The organism is Demequina muriae (assembly GCF_030418295.1).
GTDB lineage: Bacteria > Actinomycetota > Actinomycetes > Actinomycetales > Demequinaceae > Demequina > Demequina muriae.
Genome location: NZ_JAUHQA010000001.1, coordinates 2,005,591 through 2,029,048 on the forward strand (window position 1 = coordinate 2,005,591; position 23,458 = coordinate 2,029,048).

Annotated in this window: 17 protein-coding genes; 14 read left to right on the forward strand and 3 right to left on the reverse strand. The window is 68.7% G+C overall.

Annotation, left to right across the window (positions count from 1 at the left end; all coding sequences use genetic code 11):
- Positions 1-35: 35 nt before the first annotated feature.
- From QQX02_RS09415 to QQX02_RS09425, 3 genes are all read left to right on the forward strand, one after another.
- On the forward strand, positions 36-1,640 hold the full coding sequence (locus tag QQX02_RS09415; protein WP_301142663.1) for an ABC transporter permease subunit: 1,605 nt from the start codon (positions 36-38) through the stop codon (positions 1,638-1,640).
- A complete protein-coding gene (locus QQX02_RS09420) occupies positions 1,640-2,527 on the forward strand; it encodes a sugar ABC transporter permease (RefSeq protein WP_301142665.1) in 888 nt (295 codons plus the stop codon). The genes QQX02_RS09415 and QQX02_RS09420 overlap by 1 nt, the downstream gene beginning before the upstream one ends.
- Positions 2,528-2,685: 158 nt before the next feature.
- Positions 2,686-6,309 carry a glycosyl hydrolase 53 family protein gene (locus tag QQX02_RS09425; RefSeq protein ID WP_301142666.1) on the forward strand — a complete coding sequence of 1,208 codons (3,624 nt, stop codon included), beginning with the start codon at positions 2,686-2,688 and terminating at the stop codon, positions 6,307-6,309.
- An 81-nt stretch (positions 6,310-6,390) separates the two neighbouring features.
- Here QQX02_RS09425 and glgX read toward each other — a convergent pair whose 3' ends face one another.
- Positions 6,391-8,529 (reverse strand): glycogen debranching protein GlgX, encoded by a 2,139-nt coding sequence (gene glgX / locus QQX02_RS09430; protein ID WP_301142667.1) that lies wholly within the window; start codon positions 8,527-8,529, stop codon positions 6,391-6,393.
- A gap of 90 nt (positions 8,530-8,619) precedes the next feature.
- On the opposite strand from glgX, the gene QQX02_RS09435 reads away from it, so the two are divergent.
- Positions 8,620-9,450 (forward strand): ion transporter, encoded by an 831-nt coding sequence (locus tag QQX02_RS09435; RefSeq protein WP_301142669.1) that lies wholly within the window; start codon positions 8,620-8,622, stop codon positions 9,448-9,450.
- Between the two features lie 12 nt (positions 9,451-9,462).
- On the opposite strand, the gene QQX02_RS09440 is transcribed toward QQX02_RS09435, so the two are convergent.
- The gene (locus QQX02_RS09440; RefSeq protein WP_301142670.1) at positions 9,463-10,104 is read right to left on the reverse strand and encodes a DUF5701 family protein; all 642 of its coding nucleotides are present in this window, start codon (positions 10,102-10,104) and stop codon (positions 9,463-9,465) included.
- 74 nt (positions 10,105-10,178) lie between these two features.
- Between QQX02_RS09440 and QQX02_RS09445 the strand changes: the two genes are divergently transcribed.
- Together QQX02_RS09445 and QQX02_RS09450 are read left to right on the forward strand one after the other, a co-directional pair.
- Positions 10,179-10,967, forward strand: a complete 789-nt coding sequence (locus QQX02_RS09445) for an electron transfer flavoprotein subunit beta/FixA family protein (protein ID WP_301142672.1) — start codon at positions 10,179-10,181, stop codon at positions 10,965-10,967.
- A complete protein-coding gene (locus QQX02_RS09450; protein ID WP_301142674.1) occupies positions 10,964-11,923 on the forward strand; it encodes an electron transfer flavoprotein subunit alpha/FixB family protein in 960 nt (319 codons plus the stop codon). Before QQX02_RS09445 ends, QQX02_RS09450 begins: the two co-directional genes overlap by 4 nt.
- Here QQX02_RS09450 and QQX02_RS09455 read toward each other — a convergent pair whose 3' ends face one another.
- Positions 11,924-12,751, reverse strand: a complete 828-nt coding sequence (locus tag QQX02_RS09455) for an oxidoreductase (RefSeq protein WP_301142676.1) — start codon at positions 12,749-12,751, stop codon at positions 11,924-11,926.
- Positions 12,752-12,935: 184 nt separating this feature from the next.
- On the opposite strand from QQX02_RS09455, the gene QQX02_RS09460 reads away from it, so the two are divergent.
- The 8 genes from QQX02_RS09460 (at position 12,936) to QQX02_RS09495 (ending at position 23,458) form a co-directional block, all read left to right on the forward strand.
- Positions 12,936-15,941, forward strand: a complete 3,006-nt coding sequence (locus QQX02_RS09460) for an ExeM/NucH family extracellular endonuclease (protein ID WP_301142677.1) — start codon at positions 12,936-12,938, stop codon at positions 15,939-15,941.
- Positions 15,942-16,068: 127 nt separating this feature from the next.
- The gene (locus QQX02_RS09465; RefSeq protein ID WP_301142678.1) at positions 16,069-17,265 is read left to right on the forward strand and encodes a cysteine desulfurase family protein; all 1,197 of its coding nucleotides are present in this window, start codon (positions 16,069-16,071) and stop codon (positions 17,263-17,265) included.
- Positions 17,266-17,268: 3 nt separating this feature from the next.
- Entirely contained in the window at positions 17,269-17,880 is a 612-nt protein-coding gene (locus tag QQX02_RS09470) for an NAD-dependent epimerase/dehydratase family protein (protein ID WP_301142679.1), read from the forward strand.
- Entirely contained in the window at positions 17,855-18,649 is a 795-nt protein-coding gene (locus tag QQX02_RS09475; protein ID WP_301142680.1) for a tyrosine-protein phosphatase, read from the forward strand. Before QQX02_RS09470 ends, QQX02_RS09475 begins: the two co-directional genes overlap by 26 nt.
- 145 nt (positions 18,650-18,794) lie before the next feature.
- Positions 18,795-19,880, forward strand: coding sequence for a tRNA 2-thiouridine(34) synthase MnmA (mnmA, locus tag QQX02_RS09480; protein ID WP_301143707.1), 1,086 nt, complete (start codon positions 18,795-18,797; stop codon positions 19,878-19,880).
- Positions 19,881-20,221: 341 nt separating this feature from the next.
- On the forward strand, positions 20,222-21,565 hold the full coding sequence (locus QQX02_RS09485) for an ABC transporter substrate-binding protein (RefSeq protein ID WP_301142681.1): 1,344 nt from the start codon (positions 20,222-20,224) through the stop codon (positions 21,563-21,565).
- An 85-nt stretch (positions 21,566-21,650) separates the two neighbouring features.
- On the forward strand, positions 21,651-22,604 hold the full coding sequence (locus QQX02_RS09490; RefSeq protein ID WP_301142682.1) for a carbohydrate ABC transporter permease: 954 nt from the start codon (positions 21,651-21,653) through the stop codon (positions 22,602-22,604).
- Positions 22,604-23,458, forward strand: a complete 855-nt coding sequence (locus QQX02_RS09495; protein ID WP_301142683.1) for a carbohydrate ABC transporter permease — start codon at positions 22,604-22,606, stop codon at positions 23,456-23,458. The genes QQX02_RS09490 and QQX02_RS09495 overlap by 1 nt, the downstream gene beginning before the upstream one ends.

Genomic DNA, 23,458 nt, shown 5'->3' on the forward strand with positions numbered 1-23,458 from the left:
CCCTGGTTGACTGCACGAACACGACAGGAGCACTCATGACCGTGGAGACGGGCGCACCGCGCCAGGAACGCGACCTGCGAGAATCGCACGCGCGCGGCTGGCGCGGCGTCGGGTGGGGCTTCGTGGCGAAGCTCCTCATGATGGCGCTCGTCAACGCGCTGGGGCTGAGCATCATCTTCGCCGCGCTCAACGTGGAGGCGTGGGGAATCCTCGTCGCCTCGACCGCGCTGCTGATCGCCGCAGACGTCATCTACTTCATGAGGCGGACGCTGCCGCTCAAGTACATCTTCCCCGGGCTCGTCTTCCTTCTCGTCTTCCAGGTGTTCGTGCTCGGCTACACCGGGTACGTCGCCTTCACGAACTACGGCACCGGGCACGCCGGCTCGATGCAGCAGGCGGTCGACGCCGCGCTCATTCAGGACGAGCAGCGCGTCGAGGACTCGCCCACCTATCCACTGGCCGTCGTCGACAACGGCGACGAGATCGGCTTCGCGATCAACGCCGACGGCGAGGTGAGCGTCGGCACCGAGACGCAGCCCCTCGAGCCCGTGGGCGGTGCGGTCGTGGATGACGCCGGCACGCCGGTCGAGGTCGAGGGGTGGGAGATCGTCCCCCGCTCGGCGCTGTTCACCGACCAGGACCTGCAGAACCAGGTCGTCGCGCTGCGCGTCCCGGTCTCCGACGACGCCGAGTCAGGGTCGATCCGCACCCGCGACGGGTCGTCGGGCGCGATCTACAACTCGACCCTCGAGTGGGATCCCGACGCGCGCACCCTGACCGACACCGAGACGGGGACGGTCTACGAGGCCACCGACACCGGCAACTTCGTCGCGGCTGACGGCAGCTCCCTTCCCGCCGGCTGGGTCGTCACGGTGGGATTCGACAACTTCGTGGATGCGGTCACCGACACGGCCCTGTCAGGGCCGCTGCTGAAGGTGACGCTGTGGACGTTCGCGTTCGCGATCCTCACGGTGCTCACCTCGTTCGGCCTCGGCCTGCTCTTCGCGATCATCTACAACGACCCGCGCATTCGCGCCAGGCGCTCGCTACGCACCCTGTTCATCCTCCCGTACGCGTTCCCGGCCTTCATGTCCGCGCTGCTGTGGCGAGGCATGTTCAACCGGGAGTTCGGCATCATCAACGACTGGTTCTTCTTCGGGGCCGACATCAACTGGCTCGGTGACCCACTGCTCGCCAAGGTGGTGATCCTCTGGGTCAACCTGTGGCTCAGCTACCCGTACTGGTTCCTGGTCTGCACCGGTGCCCTGCAGGCGCTCCCGAGCGAGACCATGGAGGCGGCGCGCATCGACGGGGCCGGACGCTGGCGTCAGTTCCGCTCGATCACGCTACCGCTGCTGATGGTCTCGACGGCGCCGCTCGCCATCGCCTCGTTCGCCTTCAACTTCAACAACTTCACGATCATCTACATGCTCACCGAGGGTGGCCCCCCGTTCCCGGGGACGAGTGGGCTCGGATCCTCGGACATCCTCATCTCCGCGATCTACAGCATCTCCGGCGTGGACGGCGGAGTGGCCAACTATGGACTCGCATCGGCGCTGTCGATCGTGGTGTTCATCGTGGTGGGCATCATCTCCGCGATCGCCTTCCGCCAGACCCGCAAGCTCGAGGAGATCCAGTGATGTCTGCTCAGAACGCCCTCGCACAGCGCAAGGCACCTACTCGCCGGTCCCGGTGGTGGGGCGAACTCGGGTGGAAGTACCCGGTCGCTGCCGTCATCATCTTCTACTCGGTCTTCCCGCTCGTGTATGTGCTCTCGGCGGCCCTGTCCGATTCGGGCACGCTGTCGAGCGGCGCGGCGCTGTTCAGCGACATCTCGTTCGCGAACTTCGCCGCCCTCGGCGACACGTCGTACTGGTCCTGGGTCGCCAACACCCTGATCGTCGGAGGCGCGTCGTCGTTCGGAGCCGTGATCATGGGTGCGGCCGCCGCGTACGCCTTCTCGCGGTTCCGCTTCACCGGCAGGCGTCCCGGGCTGACCTCTCTGCTGATCATTCAGATGTTCCCGCAGACGGTCGCGTTCATCGCGGTGTTCCTGCTGCTGACGGCGCTCGGCAACGTCGCTCCGGCCCTCGGGATCAACTCGAAGATCGCACTGATCTGCGTGTACCTGGGCGGGGCTCTCGGCGCCAACACCTTCCTGATGTACGGCTTCTTCAACTCGATTCCGGTCGAGATCGATGAGGCTGCCAAGATCGATGGCGCCACCCACTCGCAGATCTACTGGCAGCTCATCATGCCGCTGGTCACGCCGATCCTCGCGGTGGTCGGACTGCTCGCCTTCATCTCCGCATTCGGCGACTTCATCCTGGCGAGGATCGTGCTCGTCTCCGAGGATCAATGGACGCTGGCCGTCGGCATGTATCAATGGGTGTCGAACCAGCTCACGAGCAACTGGGGCCTGTTCGCCGCCGGCGCTGTGATCGCGGCGATCCCCGTGCTGGTCCTGTTCCTGTCGCTTCAGCGGTTCATCGTGGGCGGACTGTCGTCCGGCTCGGTCAAGGGCTGAGGCAGCCGCCACTCATGACACTCACACGCCTGGTATTCGGCTGGACTGCACTGGGAGCGGTCACAGCCTTCGCGCGCACGGGCTGACCGCGCAGCGCCCTCCCGCCCGCGACCGCGGGCGACACCGCACAGATCAATGAGGATCGAAAGGACATGCAGATGGCATTGCGACACAGACTGAGAGCGGTCACGGCTACGGCGGCCGCCTCCGCGCTCGCCGTCACCGGACTGGTGACCACAGCATCGGCTGCAGAGGACGAGCCCATCGACGCGGGGATCACCGTCCCCAAGGTCGAGGGCATGGGCGAGGGGTGGATCAACGGCGTCGACGTCTCGTCGGTGCTCTCTCTCGAAGAATCCGGCGTGGTGTTCCGCGACGATTCAGGCGCAGAGGCGGATCTGTTCGAGGTGCTCGCCGACAACGGCGTGAACTGGGTGCGCGTGCGTGTGTGGAACGACCCGTGGACGGCTGATGGTGACGGCTACGGTGGCGGAAACACGGACGCGGCACGTGCCACGGAGATCGCCGAGCGCGCGACAGCCGCGGGCATGCGCGTGCTGGTGAACTTCCACTACTCCGACTTCTGGGCGCACCCCGGCCAGCAGCAGCTGCCCAAGGCCTGGAAGGACCTCGACACGGTCGAGGAACGGGCCGCCGCCGTGCGCGCCTACACGGCCACCACTCTTCAGCAGATGGAGGACGCGGGCGTCGACATCGGCATGGTGCAGATCGGCAACGAGACCACGCCGAATGCCAGCGAGCAGATCGTCGAGGTGGGCGGCTGGGATGACTTCGCCACCGTGGTGAGCGCCGGATCCGCCGCGGTGCGTGAGGTCGTGCCGGACGCTCAGGTCGCGGTGCACTTCACCAACCCCGAGCGGGGCAACCACCCGTCTTTCGCTGCAGCGCTCGACGAGCGTGGCGTGGACTACGACGTGTTCCTCAGCTCGTACTACCCGTTCTGGCATGGATCGCTCGAGGACCTCACGAGCAGCCTGAACACGATCGCGCAGACGTACGACAAGGACGTCGCCGTGGCCGAGGTGTCGTGGGCGTACACGCTCGAGGACGGGGACGGCCACGAGAACACGATCCGTACCCAGTACGACCAGTACTCGATCTCGGTCCAGGGTCAGGCCCTCGCCATCCGCGACGTGATGCAGGCCGTCGCGAATGTGGAGAACGGCCGCGGCATCGGCACCTTCTACTGGGAGCCGGCCTGGCTTCCCGTCGGTCCGCCCGATGCGCTGGCATCGAACCAGCAGCTGTGGGAGCAGCACGGCTCCGGCTGGGCATCCAGCTATGCCGGCGAGTACGACCCGGCCGATGCGGGCGTCTACTACGGAGGCAGCTCGTGGGACAACCAGGCTCTCTTCGACTTCGACGGATACCCGCTCGAGTCCCTGAAGGTCTACGACTACGCGGTGACGGGCTCCGTGGCGCCACGCGAGGTCGACTCGGTGTCATCGCCCTCGATCACCGTCTTCGATGACGAGGCTGTCATTCTTCCGAGCACGGTGACCGTGCGCTACACGGATGGAACGTCGGAGTCAGTGCCGGTGACATGGTCGGCGAATGCAGAGTGGATCACGGGAACCGGCCTGTACACCGTCAACGGCACCGCGGGCGACGACATCGCTGCGACCGCGACCGTGGAGGTGCTCTCGTCGGCGACGGCGGGGGAGAACCTCGTCATCAACGGCGGCTTCGAGGACGCCGATGTGTCGATGTGGGAGGGCACGGGTTCCGGCTTCACGATTCGCCGTGCCGAGGACCCCTACACCGGCTCGCAGTCGACGCATTGGTACAGCGCCTCCGCGAACTCGTTCGAGATCGCGCAGACGCTCACCGACGTGCCCGCTGGCACCTACCGACTCTCGGCGTATCTGCAGGGCGGCGGCACCGGTCCCGAGGACTCGGTGACGCTGTACGCCCAGCACGGCATCAGCACGGTCTCGGCTCCCGCGACCGTCGAGGGCTACGAGGTCTGGCAGAACCCGACGACGCCGCTGCTCTCGGTCTCCGAGGGCGGCACCGTGGACATCTGGATCGAGTGGGACCTCAGCGCAGGCGCGTGGGGAACGCTCGACGACGTGTCCTTCGTGCTCGGGGCCGACCTGCCCGATGCTGACACGGGTGCTCTCGAGGCACTGGTCTCCGAGGCGGAGGCAGTGGACCGCGACGCGTACTCGGCCGCATCAGTGGTCGACCTCGACCGTGCTCTGCGGCGTGCGTCGTTCGTGCTCGGATCCTCGGCGCCCTCACAGGACGCCGTGGATGGGGCGACCGCACAGCTTCAGTCGGCCATCGACGGGCTCGAGGAGGGTGACGGCGGCGTGCCCGACCCCACCGTGCAGCCCGTGTCAGTGACCGTGGTGGAGGGCGAGGAGATCGTCCTGCCGTCCACGGTGACCGTGACGGCGTACGACGACTCGACGTCGACCGAGAGCGTGGTGTGGAACGACGTGCTCGACCTCATCACCTCCCCCGGCGACTACACCGTGACCGGCACCACCAAGAACGGCTGGAAGGCCACGGCGACGATCACCGTGACCGAGCGCAACTGGATCGAGAACGGCGGATTCGAGAAGGGCACCGACGACGTCTCGCCGTGGACCATCACGGCGGGCGACGAGTGGCCCGATGCGGCCGTCGGCACGGCCTGGGTAGCGGCGTACGCAGACATCGAGGGCGACTTCGCGCTCAATGGCTGGTCCGACGCCACCGCTGGTCCCGACTTCTGGATCAGCGCTGCCCAGACCACGGCGGAGCTTCCCGCGGGCACGTACGAGCTCAGCGCCATCTCGGCGGGCGGCAACGACGTGACCGGGGGAGCCGCCGCGACCACCTACGACCTCGGGGTCTGGGACGGCTCCGCCTACCTCACCGACGAGCTCGCCCTGCTGGGCTGGCCCACGCAGGACGAGGGCACGGTCGAGTTCACGCTCGACGAGCCTACGACGGTCGATGTGTCGGTCTCGGCGGACATCGTCCGCGGCGACTGGTCGTACGTGGACGACGTGACGCTCACCCGCATCGCGGATGCGGACACGAGCGTCGACACCTCGGCTCTGGAGGCTGCGGTCGCCGATGCGGCAGCGGTGGACCGTGAGCAGTTCACGGCAGAGTCGCTGGCCGATCTCGATCTTGCGGTCGAGCGTGGCGAGATCGTCCTGGCGTCGTCGTTCACGTCGCAGGCGGATGTCGACGCGGCGGTCGATGCGATCGTGGCTGCCATCGACGGCCTCGTCGCGGTCGAACCGACGGATCCCACGGACCCGACGGACCCGACGGACCCGACCGATCCGACCGATCCGACCGATCCGACCGATCCGACCGATCCGACGGACCCGACCGATCCGACGGACCCGACCGATCCGACCGACCCAGGCACAGATGAGGTCCAGATCCAGGTCTCGGACTCGACGCTGCGCCCAGGTGACGAGGTGACCATCACGGTCGCAGGTGTCACCGGTGACACCGTCGAGTTCGGCGTCGCGAGCGAGTATCAGCGGCTCGCGACGGTGGCTGTCGTCGACGGCGTGGCCACCGCCACGGTGACGATCCCTCTCGATCTCGCGCCCGGCGTGCACCACCTGATGGCGCTCGACGCCGAGGGCAACGTGCTCGCAGAGTACGAGATCACGGTGCTGGCCGCCGCCGAGGGCGACGGCGCACTGTCGGAGACGGGAGCGGAGATCCTCGCTCCGCTCGCGGTCGCGCTGCTCCTGCTGGCGGTCGGCGGAGTGCTGGCACTGCGCTCGCGCCGTCAGGAGGTCTGACCCGCGACGTGTGACCCGGTGCGGTGCGGCAGCCCTCTCGTGGCAGCCGCACCGCACCGGCGCGTCTCGCGCCGCGTGGAGTCACACCTCTGAGAGGTACAGCCTCACGGTGAGTGCCTCGAGCGTCTCGGTCTGACCGGGAGCGATCACCTCGACATCGACGCCCTCCGGGGTCTCCCATGCGGAGTCCCACACGAGGCGCCACGGCTTGCCGTCGTCGAAGGGGATCGTCACGTCCACCGGATCGCGCCACCCATTGATCACGAGCAGAGCGTCAGGCTCGCCGACGTCGGAGAGCGACCTCATGAACTGCACGACGCGGGTGGCGGGGTCCTCCCACCAGTCCTCGGTCTCGGGCTCGCCGGAGGAGGCGAACCACGCCGAGTCGGCGCGGGGATTGGTGTCGTCGGGACGAGGGTCGCGGCCCTCGTAGAAGGTCGCGGGTCGCAGCACCTGGTGTGCACGGCGCAGACCGACCACGTGGGCCACGGTGGCGCGAAGGTCCTCCTGCCACGGGGCGTGCTCCCAGTCGAGCCACGAGATCTCGTTGTCCTGGCAGTAGGCGTTGTTGTTGCCGCCCTGGGAGTTGCCGAACTCGTCTCCCGCCAACAGCATCGGCGTGCCCGCCGAGAGCAGCGTGGTGCCCAGGAGATTGCGGATCGACCTCCGTCGCAGCGCGAGGATGTCCTCGTCGCCCGTCGGGCCCTCGTAACCGTGGTTCCACGACCGGTTGTTGTCCGTGCCGTCGCGGTTGTCCTCTTCGTTGGCCTCGTTGTGCTTGCCGTTGTACGCGGTGAGGTCGTGCGCGGTGAAGCCGTCGTGGCACGTGACGAAGTTGACCGAGGCGAGCGGTCCGCGCATGAGCGGCGGCTCGGTGTGGCCGAACAGGTCCGAGGATCCGGCGAGCCTTGTCGCGAGCTCAGGGGCGGTGGGGTGGTGACGGCCGCCCTTGGCGGTGTCGGTCAGCCAGAACGAGCGGATGCGGTCGCGGAACCGGTCGTTCCACTCGGTCATGGGCGCCGGGAAGTTGCCGACCTGCCATCCGCCCAGGCCCGTGTCCCACGGCTCGGCGATGAGCTTCACGCCGCCGAGCACCGGGTCCATCGTGAGACCCACGAGGAACGGGTGTCGCGTCGAGAAGCCGTGACCGGTGCGCCCCAGCGTGACCGCGAGGTCGAACCGGAAGCCGTCGACGCCCACCTCTTCGACCCAGAACTTGAGCGAGTCCAGCGCCATCTGGACCACGCGAGGGTGCGTGAAGTCCAGCGTGTTGCCGGTGCCCGTGGTGTCGTCGTAGTGGCCGGGGGAGTGCGGCTGGTGCTTGTAGTAGTCGTGGTTGTCGAGACCGCGCCAGCTCAGCACGCGGTCGCCCCAGCCCGCTTCGGCGGTGTGGTTGTAGACCACGTCGAGGATCACCTCGAGCCCGGCCTGGTGGAGCAGGTCGACCATGCCCACGAACTCGTCGAGCACGCCCTGCGCACCGCGTGCCCGCGCCTCGGCTGTCGCGTAGGGGGCGTGGGGAGCGAAGAAGCCCGCGGTGGAGTATCCCCAGTAGTTGCTCAGGCCGCTGTGGTCGAGATGGGGCTCGGAGGCGAACGCGTGCACCGGCAGCAACTCGATGGTGGTGACGCCCAGCGACTTCAGGTACTCGACCGAGGCCGGGTGCGCGAGGCCGGCATAGGTGCCGCGCAGCTCTTCCGGCACGGCCTCCATCTGCTTGGTGAAGCCCTTGACGTGCAGCTCGTAGATGACGGTGTCCTCCCACGGCACCCACGGGTGCGGGGTCTGCCACGAGCCGCCGGGCTCCACCGTGACAACCGAGCGGGGCATCAGCGGGGCCGTGTCCGTCGCATCGCGGTTCGACAGCAGCGTCTGGGCGCCCTCGGCATTCATGGGCGTGAAGTCGCCGGCGATGCCGCGGCCATACGGGTCGAGCAGCAGCTTCGCGGGGTTGTACCGGTGGCCCTTGGTGGGCTGCCACGGCCCGGCGGCGCGGAAGCCGTAGAGCTGACCTTCCGCGATCTCGGGGACGAACGCGTGCCAGACGCCTGCGGAAGGGCCGTGGAGCGCGACGCGCTCCTCCGTGCCCTCGTCGTCGAACAGGCAGAGGTCGACTGCGGTGGCGTGGCCGGCGTACACGCCGACCACCGCGCCGCCGTCAACGAGGTGGACGCCAAGGCGGTGCGGCGTGGGGGAGGGGGTAACACCTTCACGGGACATGGTCCTATTGTGCCTGCCGAGCGTGTCCGCGCGGTGACCGGAACGCCTCGCGTCTCGCGCCGCCGTCGCGGCGCAGGCTAGCCTTCCGCCATGCTCGTCCCCGAATCCGCGTCCCCCACGCGCGCCCGCGTCCTCGCGCTCACGGAGTCTGCTCCTTTCCAGCGCGTCATCATCGCGCTGATCGTCCTCAACGCCGCCATCCTCGGCGCCGAGACCTACCCCGGTGTCATGGAGAGCTGGGGCGGGGTGCTCGAGACCGCGAACGCGATCATCGTGGCCGTCTTCGTGATCGAGATCGTCCTGCGCATCTACGGCAACGGAGCCGCGTTCTTCCGCGATCCGTGGAGCCTGTTCGACCTGTTCGTGGTGGTGGTGGCGCTCATCCCCACGGGGACGGGCTCCGAGGTGCTGCGCGTGCTCCGTCTGCTGCGGGTGCTGCGGCTGCTGTCGGCGGTCAAGTCCATGCGCCTGGTCGTCAATGCCTTGGGCGCCGCGATACCCGGCATCCTCAGCATCGGTGCGCTCCTCGTGATGATCATGTACATGTTCGCCGTCAGCTCGACCATGCTCTTCGCTGACATGCGGCCCGACGCTTTCGGCGACCTGTGGACCTCGAACACCTCGCTGTTCCGCATCATGATCTCGGACGGCTGGCCGGATCTGGTGGTGCCGATGACGCAGGAGGCCGGCTGGATCGCGGGCTACTTCATCGTGTTCAACGTGGTCACCACCTTCATTGCCCTCAACCTGTTCGTCGCCGTCACCGTCGAGGCCATGAACCGCCGCCACGAGCCGAAGGCGGACCTCGCCGGTGGCCACGGAGATGAGCGCGCCGACGATGTCTCTGGCGAGGTGCTCGGCGAGCTGCGGGCGCTGCGCGAGCAGGTGGCGCGGCTCGAGGACCGGATCGCCCGGGACTAGGTCGCCCAGGACCTAGACAATCGTGGGGCCGATGCGCCCACCGGCGGAGGCGACGCCGAGCCAGGAGTGCGGCACTCCCTCGAAGCACCACCCGAGCTTGGGTGCGCGCTTCGAGATCCACAGCGCCGGCACTCGCTTGTCTCCCCTCGTCGAGCCGGCAAGCATGAAGCAGTGGTTCGTGCGCAGGACGCCCGGATGGGCGGTCAGGAGCGACAGGCCCTCCGCGATCGTGAGCGCAGTGCGGCCGCGGCCCTCGATGGCCGGCCTGGCGTCGCGTGGGGGGACGTCGCGCCACTCATCGCCGCGATCGACCTCGATCAGCAGGTAGACGCCAGCATCGGGGACCGACATCTCGTCGCGGGACCGGTAGGGCGCGAGGCCCTCGTCGCCGTGGTTGCGGTCGAGGATGCCGGTCCTCGAGGACCCTGGCAGGCGCAGGCCAGGGACGCGGGCAGCGGGGTCGATCAGGCCGTCGCTCACCACGGCGAGGTACGGGACTGAGCCCTCCCTCGCGTCGGCCGTCTGGGACATTCTGGATGCAGGGGTGCGCAGTGGCTCGAAGAGTGCGCGGAACGCGCTCTCGCTCTGGCCCGCCAGCGCGGGCAGCCCCGCAGCGGCGTAGGAGTCGATCTGGTGGTCGAGGAGCAGGGCCATGGCGGTTCCTCCCAGTCGGGTGAGAGAAACAACGCGCCGACGGCGCACGGCGTTCCCCCCGCTAGGCTTGGCCCATGCGAATCCTGGTCACGGTCAAGCACGTCCCCGACCTGCAGTCGAACCGATCCTTCACCGACGGCACGGTCACGCGGACGGCGGAGGACGGCTCGATGAACGAGCTCGACGAGCACGCCGTCGAGGCCGCGCTGCAGCTGGTCGAGGAAGCCGGCGAAGGCGAGGTCTACGCGCTCACTCTGGGCGGGCCCGATGCGGTCTCAGCTGTGCGCAAGGCCCTCCAGCTGGGCGCTCACCATGCGATCCACGTGAGCGATGAGGCCGTGGCAGGCTCCGACGTGTTCGGCACCGCGATGGTCATCGGCGCGGCCGTGCGCAAGGTGCACGCCGAGGCTCCGCTCGACATGGTGATCACCGGCATGGCGGCTCTCGACGGACTCACCTCGATGTTCCCGACCGCGCTCGCGGCCGAGCTCGACTGGTCGCAGCTCACCCTCGCATCGGCGGTCAGCGTCGCCGATGGGGAGGCCACGATCGAGCGTCACCTGCCCGATGCGCACGAGACGGTCACCGCGCCGCTGCCGGCGGTCGTCTCCGTCACGGACGAGGCGAACAAGCCTCGCTACCCCAACTTCAAGCTGATCATGGCGGCCCGCAAGGCGGAGGTCCCCGTGTGGACGCTCGCCGACCTGGGCATCGATCCGGCTCTCGTCGGTGGCGGGGCGGCACGAGCCACCGTGGTCGACGCCTCCGAGCGGCCCCCGCGCGAGAACCGCCGTCAAGTCACCGACAAGGGTGAGGGTGGCCGCGAGTTGGCTGAGTTCCTCATCGAGAAGGGCCTCGCATGAGCACCGACACCGTCGCCGTCCTGATCGAGCACCGCGATGGCGCGGTCACGCCGCCGTCGCTCGAGGCGCTCACGCTCGCCCGCTCGCTGGGCACTCCGATCGCCTTGTGGCTCGGGGATGCGCCTGCGGCCGATGCGGTCGCGCGGCTGGGCGAGTACGGCGCCTCCGAGGTGCGCGTGGTGGGCATCGGGGACGATGCGCGCCTTCCCGCCAAGGCCGCGGCCGCGATCGCCGCCGCGACGGAGGACGCGCCCGTGCTGGTGGTGATCTCGACGTTCGTCACCAAGGAGATCGCGACCCGACTGGCCGTCCTGAACGGAGCCGGCGTCGTGGTCGACGCCGCTGGAGCCTCGCGGGTCGACGGTCGCATCGAGACCTTCCAGACCGTCTTCGCCGCCACCTGGAACGTGCGCACGCGCATCGATGCGGAGCGCGCCATCGTGGGCGTGCGGCCGAACACGACCCAGGCCTCGCCGGCGGAGAACCCCGGCGATGCGACCGTCACCCAGGTCGAGGTGGCGCTGCCGCAGACCCGCGAGCGCCTCGTCTCGGTGGAGCCCGTCGAACAGGGTGAGGGCGTGCCGCTCGCCGAGGCGCCGGTGGTGGTCTCGGGTGGACGCGGCACGAACGGCGACTACACGCTCATCGAGGAGTTCGCCGCAGTCCTGGGCGGTGCCGTCGGCGCGAGTCGCGACGCGACGGACGAGGGTTGGATCAGCCACGAGCACATGGTGGGCCAGACCGGCACCACGGTGACCCCGGCGCTCTATGTCGCGTGCGGCATCTCGGGCGCCGTCCATCACCGCGGCGGCATGCAGGCCTCCGGCACCATCGTGGCGATCAACATGGATCCCGATGCGCCCATCTTCGAGATCAGCGACTTTGGCGTCGTGGGCAGCCTGTTCGACGTGATCCCTCAGGCGATCGAGACCATCAAGGCGCACCGCGGCGAGTAGTCAGCCGCGGGTGTCGATCGACAGTCCCAGGTCCTCCCATGTGTCGATCTCGGCCGCGAGACCCTCGGCCTTGCCTCGCCCGTGAGTGATCGCGTGGCGGCCGGCGAGCAGGTGCAGCGGGGGCTCGTCCATCTGGGAGATCTGCAGCATCACCCGCGCCAACGCGTGCGGGTCGCCGGGCTGGTTGCCGGGGAGGGCGTCGATGCGCCTCCAGTACGGCTCCATGACCTCCGCGTAGTCGTGCAGGCCGTCGTGGACCTTGGCGCCTGACGGGATCCACTGCGACAGGACGGGGCCAGGCTCGATGATGGTGACCTTGATCCCGAGGTGCGCCACCTCCTTGCACAGCGACTCCATGAAGCCGGACACCGCCCACTTGGACGCGCTGTAGTAGCCCAGACCCGCGGATCCCCGCACGCCTGCGATCGACGAGATGGTGATGATGTGGCCGGCGCGCCGTGCGCGCAGGTGCGGCAGGAACGCCGTCGTGACTGCCGCGGCTCCCCAGAAGTTCGCCTCCATCACGGCCCGCGCATCGGCCGGCGGCGTCTCCTCGATGGTGGCGAAGCACCCGATGCCGGCGTTGTTCACGACGACGTCGACGCCGCCCGTGCGGCTCTCGGCCTCGGCGACGGCGGCCTCCACGGCGGCCTGGTCCGTGACGTCAAGCGCGAGGACGATGGCCCGCTCGGGGTGCGCGGCCGCGAGGTCGTCCAGCGTCTCCGGTCGGCGCGCGGTCGCGACCACCGTGTGACCGGCGTCGGCGGCGGCCCATGCCGTGGCATGGCCGATCCCTGTCGAGCATCCGGTGATGAACCAGGTGGCCATGAGTCCTCCTCGAGTGATCCTGCTCTCACGCTATCGCGAGCGGCTCTCAGTCGAGCGGGACCGGTGGCCCGCGCCCTGCGCAACATGACGGACATCCAGGTTTCACCCAGAGTTTCCTCATTCGTCGCGCGCGTCGCGACGCTGGTCCCTACGGTGGAGACAACCGGAAAAACAGGGAGAAAACATGCGTCGTCGCACCACCGCCTCTGCTGTCGTGATCGCGTTGGGGGTGACCGCCGCATCGGCGCTACCCTCCGTCGCCGACACCCCCACCGAGCTCCTCCTCTCCGAGTACATCGAGGGCTCGAGCTTCAACAAGGCCGTCGAGATCTACAACGGCACGGGGGAGGCCGTGGACCTCGAGCCGTACGTGCTCACCCAGTACTCGAACGGCAACACCTCGGCGTCGGTGAACCTCGACCTGACCGGGACCCTGGCCGCGGGCGACGTCTTCGTGGTGGCGCACTCGAGCGCAGACCCTGCGATCCTCGCCGAGGCGGACCTCACGAGCGGTGCCGGGTTGTTCAACGGAGACGACGCCCTGGTGCTGTTCCGTGACGAGGCCGTGGTCGACTCGTTCGGCCAGGTGGGCGTGGACCCTGGCTCGCAGTGGCCCGGAGGTGGCGCGGACGACACGCTGCGGCGGCTTCCGGCCGTGTGTGCGGGCGACACCGACCCGTTCGACGCCTTCGACGCCGCTGAGGAGTGGGAGGTGCTGCCGGTCAACACCTTCGACGGGCTGGGCGCGCACACCACGACCTGTGACGGTGGGCCGGTCGAGGACGCGGCCCCGGCCGTCGCCTCGACGACGCCCGCCGACGGCGCGCTGGGCGTGAGCCCCTCGGCGTCGCTCGAGGTGGAGTTCACCGAGCCCGTGGTCGCCGACGGCGCGTTCGCACTCGAGTGCACGGAGTCCGGAGCGCTCGCGCTCGCGGCCGATGGCGGCCCCACCACGTTCACGCTGACCCCGGAGGCCGAGCTCGCGGAGGGCGAGGAGTGCACGCTCACCGTGACCGCATCGGCCGTCACCGACGTGGACGAGATCGACCCGCCTGACGCGATGGAAGAGGACGTCGCGGTGACGTTCACCGTCTCGGACGGCCCTGTGACCATCAGCACGATCCAGGGCGAAGGCGACACGTCCCCGCTCGACGGGCAGACGGTGACGTTCGAAGGCGTCGTCGTGGGCGACTACGAGGGCGCGAGCCCGAACCTGCGCGGCTTCTACGTGCAGTCGCGCGATGAAGACGCTGACGACAACCCCGCGACCTCGGAGGGCATCTTCGTCTTCAACGCAGGCGCCGACGAGGTCGGCCTCGGGGACGTCGTCTCGATCACGGGCGAGGTCTCCGAGTACCAGGGCCAGACCCAGGTGAGCTTCGCCGACGTCGAGGTGCTCGACACCGGAGCATCCGTCACGCCCGCCTCCGTCTCGCTGCCCTTCGCCGATGCGGCAGAAGCGGAGCGCTACGAGGGCATGGCCGTCGAGTTCGACCAGGAGCTGTACGTCACCGAGTTCTACCTGCTCGGCAGGTTCGGTGAGATCACCGTCTCGAGCGGCGACCGCCTCGACCAGCCCACCACTGTCGCCGAGCCCGGCGCAGACGCGAACGCCGTGCAGGCGGCGAACGACCTCAACCGCATCAAGATCGACGACACCCTCAACAACCAGAACCCCGACCCGATCATCTTCGGTGGCGGAGGGGACCCGTTGACCGCAGACAACCCGCTGCGCGGCGGCGACTCGGTGACTGGTCTCACCGGCGTGATGACCTACACCTGGGCCGGCAACTCGGCGTCAGGAAACGCCTGGCGCGTGCGCCCGGCCTCGCCGACGGCCGACACCCCGGTGTTCGAGTCGAACACCCCGCGTCCGGCCAGTGCGCCGGAGGTGGGCGGCAGCATCAAGGTCGCGAGCTTCAACGTGCTCAACTACTTCACGACCATCGACGGCTCGGGGCCCATCTGCGGCCCGGTCGGCTCCGAGCAGTTCTGCCGCGGGGCGGACTCGGAGCTGGAGCTCGAGCGCCAGACCGAGAAGCTGGTGGACGCGATGCTCGAGCTCGACGCGGACGTGATCGGCATCATGGAGATGGAGAACACCCCCGGAGTCGAGCCGCTGGCGTACCTCTCCGACGCGCTGAACGCCGAGGTCGGCGCTGGCACCTACTCCTACGTGGACTCCGGCGCCATCGGCACCGACGTGATCCGCGTGGGCTTCCTGTACAACACCACGACGGTCTCCGAGGCGGGCGACATTGCGGTGCTGGACTCCAGCGTCGACCCCCGATTCGACGACGACAACAACCGCCCCGCGCTCGCGCAGACCTTCGAGGAGACCGCCACCGGCGAGACCTTCACTGCGGTGTCGAACCACTGGAAGTCCAAGGGCTGCGGTTCCGCCACCGGCGCGAACGCTGATCTCGGGGATGGCGCCTCGTGCTGGAACGAGACTCGGACGCTCGCGGCCGAGGCCATCGTGGACTGGGTGGCCACGTCGCCCACCGGCGTCGAGGACCCTGACGTCTTCATCCTCGGAGACCTCAACTCCTACGCGCAGGAGGACCCGATCGACGTGCTGCGTGACGCGGGCTACGTGGACATGGCCGCCGAGGGCTACGGGTACGTCTTCGACGGCCAGTGGGGCTCGCTCGACTACGTGTTCGCGTCCTCCAGCCTCGCCGAGCAGGTGACGGGGTCGGCGCACGTGAACATCAACGCGGACGAGCCGTCGGTACTGGACTACAACACCGACTTCAAGTCCGAGGCGCAGATCGAGTCCCTCTACGCCCCCGACTGGTACCGCACGTCGGACCACGACCCGGTGCTGGTGGGTCTCGACCTCGACTCGGGCCCCGCGCCTACCCCGATCTGCGAGATCAGCTACACGATCCACGGTCAGTGGCCGCACGGCTTCAACACCCAGGTCTGGGTGAAGAACATCGGCGACGAGCCCATCAAGGGCTGGGACGTCGAGTGGACGTTCGCCGGCGACGAGCAGGTATCCCACCTGTGGAGCGGCCAGGTGACGCAGTCCGGCGCTGACGTGAGCGTCGAGTCGATGCCATGGAACGGGACGATCAAGCCCGGCAAGCGCACCACCTTCGGCTTCATCGGATCGACCGGCACCGGCGCGCTCGACGTCGACGAGTTCACGCTGAACGGCCTGCCCTGCGCGGTGGCCCCCTAGCAGGACGGTCACCCGATAGCCGACTCGTCACCGCGACGGCCGATGCGCGCTCACCCGCGCATCGGCCGTCGCGCTGCGTGGCCGCCCGGCCGGGCAGCCGTGCGGCCCGCTGGCTAGACTGCGCCGCATGGCCCCGCACTACCTCGACCATGCCGCGACGACGCCGATGCTGGCGACGGCGCGAGCCGCCTACGTCGAGGAGCTGGCGCGAGTGGGCAATCCGTCGGCGCTGCACAAGTCGGGCCGCCTGGCCCGGTCCGTCGTCGAGGACGCGCGCGAGCGCATGGCGTCGGCACTGGGCGCGCATCCCACCGAGGTGATCTGGACGTCGGGCGGCACGGAGGCGGACAACCTCGCGCTCAAGGGCCTGTTCTGGGCCCGGCACCAGGCTGATCCGCGTCGCACCCGCATCGTCACCACCGCGATCGAGCACCACGCGGGCCTTGACCCGGTTCACTGGCTCGAGGCCGAGCATGGCGCCGTCACGGTGGTGCTGCCCGTGGACAGCGAGGGCCGTGTCGATCTCGATGCGCTGCGTGCTGAGGTCGCCGCGCACTTCGATGAGATCGCGCTGATCTCCGTCATGTGGGCGAACAACGAGGTGGGCACGGTGCAGCCGGTGCGCGAGGTCGTCAACATCGCGACCGAGCACGACATCCCGGTGCACGCCGACGCGGTGCAGGCCGTGGGCCACATCCCGGTCGACTTCCGTGCCTCTGGCCTGGCCACGATGGCGGTCAGCGCCCACAAGTTCGGCGGGCCGGTCGGCGTCGGCGCCCTGGTGGCGAGGCGCGACCTCACCATCACTCCGCTCACCCACGGCGGGGGGCAGGAGCGCAAGGTCCGCTCGGGCACCCTCAACGCGGCGGGCTTTCACGCCGCTTCGGTGGCGGCCACCGAGGCGGTGGCGACCCTCGAGTCCGAGGCGGACCGCCTGGGAGGGCTCCAGCGTCAGCTCATCGCGCGCGTGCGCGAGGCGGTGCCGGAGGCGCGCCTGTCCGGTCCCGAGCCCGGTCCCGAGCGGCTTCCCGGCAACGTGCACTTCGTGTTCCCCGGCTGCGCGGCCGAGGCCCTGATGTTCGTCCTCGACTCCCACGGCGTGGAGGCCTCCAATGGCTCGGCGTGCTCGGCGGGAGTTGCACAGGCGAGCCACGTGCTGATCGCCATGGGCCGGTCCGAGCGGGACGCGGCCTCCACCATGCGGTTCTCGCTGGGACACACCACCACGCAGGACGACCTCGACGCGTTGCTCGCGGTGCTGCCGGAGGCCGTGAACCGCGCCCGCACGGTCGCGGGCGTCTTCGACGCACGGGTGTTCGGCTAGCGCGTGCGGGTCTTCATCGCGGGAGGCACCGGCGTCATCGGCTCGCGTGTGGCAGCTCTGCTCGCCGTGCAGGGGCACGACGTGGCGGCGACCTCGCGGTCCATCGACCGCGTCAAGTCCCTCGCGGGCGGGCAGACCCTCGACCACGGCGGCGTCGTGGGCATGGTTGTCGACATCCTCGACAGCGACGGCCTCGCCGCCGCGGTGCGGGACTTCGCCCCCGACGTCGTGATGCACCAGGTCACCGACCTGCCGCGCTCGCGGGCGCTGCTTCCCTTCCGCCTGCGTCGACTGGCGCGCGTGCGGACTCGCGGCACGGACAACCTGGTGGCGGCCGCGTCGGCCGTCGACGCGCGCGTCATCGCCCAATCGGTGGCGTTCCCGCTGCCCCGAGTGGCGCGACGGCCCATCGACCACCTCGAGACCACCGTGCTCGGTGCGTCCGGCCTGGTGCTGCGGTACGGCGCCTTCTACGGCGACGGCACCTGGAGCCCCACACCCGCGGGCGACCACGCCGTGCACATCGACGCCGCCGCACGCGCGACGGTGGACGCGCTCGGGGAGCGCACGGGAATCATCGAGGTGCGGGATGCCGGCGTCACGCGGGTCCGGTGACGCCGTGCGGCGGCTGCGGAGCGTGCTCGGGTGGGGCGGGATCTATCTGCGTCACCGGGTGATGAGCCGCGCGACCCCACGTCTCGCCAACGTCCGCGATCTCGCCGATGCGGGCCCGGGGATCGTGCGAGACATGGCGTACCGCTCCGATGCGCCGATGGCAGGTGACGCCGCTCCCGGCGGCGACCTGCGCTGGCCGCCTGCCACGGTGGTGGACCTGCGCGGCGCGGGGGAGAAGGAGCCCTCCCACCCCCTCGCCGGAGCGTCCCGGATCGTGGGGATCGACGTCCTCGACGCCGCCGCGCTCACGGGCGGCACGCGGGGTTCCCTCGACTCGTTGGCCGATCTGTATGCCGTGATGACGGCACCCGCCGCCGCGCCCCGTCTCACGCGGGCCGTGGGCGAGCTCGCGCGGGCGGAGGCCCCGGTGCTCGTGCACTGCTCGGCAGGCAAGGACCGCACCGGGGTCGTCACCGCGCTCACCTTGCGGCTGCTCGGGGTCGAGCACGACCGCGTCGTGGCCGACTATGTCCTGACCCAGCACCACATGCCACGGGTGCTGGCGCGGATGCTCGCAGGAACCCGGAGCTCCATCGGCGGCACCCCGCTGACGTCGGTGCCGCGGGAGATCCTTGCGGCCCCCGCCGCAGCGATCGAGACGGTGCTGCACGCATGGGACGCGCATGAGGGCGGCGTCGAGGGCTGGTACCTCGCGCATGGCGGCGACCGTGCCACCCTCGCCACGTTGCGCGGCCGCCTTCTCGCCTGAGCCGCCCGCGCATCGGCCCTGCGCTCGCGGCAGCCGAGCACCGCGAGCGCGGCGAGGACTGCGAGCGAGTGGCCACTGAGCGTGTGGTCATGGAGCGACGCCGCGTACCATGGACGGGTCCCACGCCGCCGTCCCCGAGGTCCTCATGCGCGTTCTTGCCGCCCTGTCCGGTGGAGTCGACTCCGCCGTCGCCGCCGCGCGTGCCGTCGAGGCCGGGCACGACGTGGTGGGCGTGCACATGGCGCTCAGCCGCAACCGTGACGAGTTCCGCTCGGGCTCGCGCGGCTGCTGCTCCATCGAGGACTCGCATGATGCTCGCCGGGCCGCCGACAAGCTGGGCATCCCGTACTACGTATGGGACCTGTCGGACGAGTTCCACGACACCGTGGTGAAGGACTTCCTGTCCGAGTACTCCGCCGGGCGCACGCCCAACCCGTGCGTGCGCTGCAACGAGCACATCAAGTTCGACACTCTCCTGGAGCGCGCCCATGCGCTCGGCTTCGACGCGGTGTGCACCGGGCACTACGCGCGCATCGAGATTCGCGACGACGGCGTGCGCGAGCTCCACCGCGCGGCCGATGCGGCCAAGGACCAGTCGTATGTGCTCGCGGTGATGGGACCGGACAAGCTCGCACGGTCGATGTTCCCGCTCGGGACCGCGGAGACGAAGTCGGACGTGCGCGCCGAGGCCGCCGCTCGGGGACTCGGAGTGTCGAACAAGCCCGACTCGTACGACATCTGCTTCGTCGCCGACGGTGACACCAAGGGGTTCCTGCAGCGCGCGCTGGGGGAGAGCCCCGGTGAGATCCAGGATGAGACAGGCGCCGTCGTCGGTGAGCATGAGGGCGCGTACTCCTACACGGTGGGCCAGCGCAAGGGGCTCGGGATCGGACGGCCCGCCCCCGACGGAGCGCCGCGCTACGTCACCGGCGTCGATACGTCGCGCAACGTCGTGACGGTGGGTCCGGAGACGCTGCTGTCCGTCACGACCCTGGAGGCCGATGCGGCGGTGTGGCTCGCGCCGGACGTCCCGGCGGGTGAAGCCACGCGCTGCGAGGCCCAGGTGCGCGCGCACGGTGCGCCGGTGCCCGGAACGGTCACGCGCCACGGCGATCGCCTCGTGGTCGAGCTCGACGAGCCGATGCGCGGGGTGGCCGCAGGCCAGTCGCTGGTGGTCTACGACGGCACCAGAGTGCTCGGCCAGGCGACGCTCGCCAAGCGCGACATCTGACTCCGCAGTTCGCCGAGTCCCACCTCCGATCCCGACGCCGGCGACGGCGACGAGGAATCTCCGCGCGGGCTGGCGTCGGGCGCCCCACGCGGCGGCCGAGGGCACTGAGCTGATGGCCTGATGGGGGCTCATGAGAGCCGTCTCGTCGCGGTGAGTGGCGCGATCGTAACGTTTTGACCAGTGTTGATAACGAATCGGCATCGAAACGTTTTGCAAGCGCGTACGGAGTTTGACACCTGGGTGCAGGGGGCATAGCGTGAACGCGATTCGTGGGAGCGCTCTCACGCAGGGGAGAGCGCTCTCATGGGTCCGATAAGAACCCTCATCACAAAGGAGTGGACGTGAGTTTCACGCGACGTAAGAAGACGCTGGCCCTGACCGCAGGTGCCGCCATCTTCGCTTTGACCCTCGCTGGCTGTGCCAGCGGCGACGAGCCCGAAGAGGGCTCGACCACCGAGAACACCGCCGAGGCTGGTGAAGAGACCAGCAGCGATCCCGTATCGCTGACGATCGCGACCTTCAACACGCCGGGCCTCTCGGACTCCGAGACCGACGCTGACTACCAGTACGACCTCATCGAGGAGTACATGGAGCTCAACCCCCACGTGGACATCACGTACAACCGCGCCGCCGAGTCGGGTGACGCTCGTGAGAACTTCTTCACCAAGCTCGGCCCCGGCGGTCTCGCCGACGTCGAGATGGTCGAGGTCGACTGGATGCCCGAGGTCATGCAGTACTCGGACCTCCTGACTGACCTGTCCTCCGACGCCGTCGAAGGCCGTTGGGTCGACTATGTCGAGGCTGGCGCCACCGACGCCGATGGCCGCCTGATCGGCTACGGCACGGACACGGGCCCCCAGGGCGTCTGCTACCGCGCCGACCTGTTCGAAGAGGCCGGTCTTCCGACCGACCCCGCTGAGGTCGCTGAGCTTCTGGACGGCGATTGGGACAACTTCTTCGCCGTGGGCGATGACTACGTCGACGCCACCGGCTCCGCGTTCTACGATTCGGCCGCCGGCGTGTGGCAGGGCATGATCAACCAGCTCGGAACCGCGTACGAAGACGCAGACTCCGGCGAGATCGTCGTCCTGGACAACCCCGAGGTCAAGGCGCTCTACGACCAGGTGACCGCAGCGTCCGAGACGCAGTCGTCGCACTTCGGCCAGTGGGGTGAGGACTGGTTCGCCGGTCTCTCCAACGGTGCATACGCGACCATGCTGTGCCCGCCGTGGATGCTCGGCGTCATCGAGGGCAACGCCCCCGACACCACCGACTGGAACCTCGCCAACGTCTACCCGAACGGTGGCGGCAACTGGGGTGGATCCTGGCTGACCGTTCCCGCCTCCGGCGCGAACATCGAAGAGGCAACCAAGCTGGCCGAGTGGCTCACCGCCCCCGAGCAGCAGGCCAAGGCATTCGCCAACGCCGGTACCTACCCGAGCCAGGTCGCCGCGTACGACGACCCGGCCGTCACCGGCGCCGTGAACGCGTACTTCAACGAGGCACCGATCGGTGAGATCTTCGCCGAGCGTGCGGAGGCCGTCGTGCCGTCGCCGTTCAAGGGAGAGTTCTACTTCCAGGTGAACGACGCGATCAACAACGCGCTGACTCGCGTCGAGGAGGGCACGGATGACCCGGCCGCCTCGTGGGAGAAGGCTGTCGCCGACATCGAGGCGATCGGTTAACACCGATGCATGAGGTCCGGGCCGCCTCCTCCGGGAGGCGGCCCGGACTCATCCCCCCCTGCTCCTGACCCTGCAAAGGAACCTCATGGCATCGACACACGTGGACGCGCCAGCGCAGAAGTACACCTTGCGCCAGCGTCTCGGCCGCTTGGACGTCAAGGCGTCGCCCTATCTCTACATCGCGCCGTTCTTCCTCGTCTTCGGAATCTTCGGCCTGTTCCCGATCGCGTACACCGCGGTCATCTCCCTGATGGACTGGGACACCATCCGCAACTCCGGCGAGTTCATCGGGTTCGGCAACTTCGAGTACGTGCTGAATGACCGCAAGTTCTGGATCGCGATCCGGAACACCTTCTCGATCTTCGCCCTCTCGACCATCCCGCAGCTCATCATCGCGACGTTCATCGCCGCGATGCTTGACCACCACCTGAAGGCCAGGACGTTCTGGCGCATGTCAGTGCTGCTGCCCTACGTCGTGATGCCCGTTGCGGTGGCCCTGATCTTCTCGCAGCTGTTCGCTGACGAGTACGGAATCTTCAACCAGTGGCTCGGAATGATCGGCATCGACGCGGTCCAGTGGCACAAGGACCCCCTGGCCTCGCACTGGGCGATCGCGACCATGGTCAACTTCCGGTGGACCGGCTACAACGCGCTGATCCTCCTGGCGGCCATGCAGGCCGTGCCCCGCGAACTCTACGAGGCCTCCGCGATCGACGGCGCGGGCAAGCTCCGCCGCTTCTTCTCGATCACCCTGCCGCAGATCCGGCCCACCGCGATCTTCGTGATCATCACGTCGACCATCGGTGGACTGCAGATCTTCGACGAGCCCCGCATGTACGACACGACGGGCAACGGCGGCGCGGATCAGCAGTGGCTCACGGTCGCGCTGCACATGTACAACACGGGTTGGGGCGAGCTGAACTTCGGTCGCGCGTCCGCGATCGCGTGGTTGCTGTTCCTGCTCATCGTCGTCTTCGGCCTGCTGAACTTCTGGCTGACCCGACGACTGGTTTCTTCTGACAACACGAAGGGCAAGTGATGGCTCGCTCACGCAAGCATGGCGCTGCCAACATCCAGCGTCCCACCTGGTTCGTCTACGGGGCACTGGCCGCGGTCCTCGTGGCCTCGCTCTTCCCGTTCTACTGGACCCTGCTGATCGGATCCGGTGACTCCTCGACGCTTCGGGACCCGAACATGTCCTGGATCCCCGGTGGGAACTTCATCGACAACGCGATGAGGGTCATTGAGAACCCGGCGGTGAACTTCTGGAAGGCGCTGGGCAACTCGATCATCGTCTCGACCACGGTGGCGCTCAGCACCGTCGTGCTCTCGACTCTCGCCGGCTTCGCCTTTGCGAAGCTGCGATTCAAGGGCAACGGCGTCCTGTACGTCGCGGTCATCGCGACCATGGCCGTACCGGTGCAGCTCGGCATCGTCCCGCTGTACATCCTGATGGCCGAGTACGGCTGGACAGGCACCCTTGGTGCTGTCATCGTCCCGGCGCTGGTGACGGCGTTCGGCGTCTTCTGGATGACGCAGTATCTGCAGCAGGCGCTGCCGACTGAGCTCATCGAGGCCGCGCGCGTGGACGGGTGCAACATGATCCGCACGTTCTGGCACGTGGCCGTCCCGGCGGCGCGTCCGGCGGCGTCCATGCTGTTCCTGTTCACCTTCGTGACAGCATGGAACAACTTCCTCTGGCCGCTCATTATCCTGGACCAGTCGAACCCGACCCTGCCCGTGGCGCTGTCGATGCTGCAGGCGAACTACTTCGTGGACTACTCGCTGGTCCTCGCGGGCGTGCTGTTGGCCACCGTGCCGCTGCTCATCCTGTTCGTCTTCACCGGTCGCCAGCTCGTGACGGGCATTATGCAAGGTGCCTTGAAGGGCTAG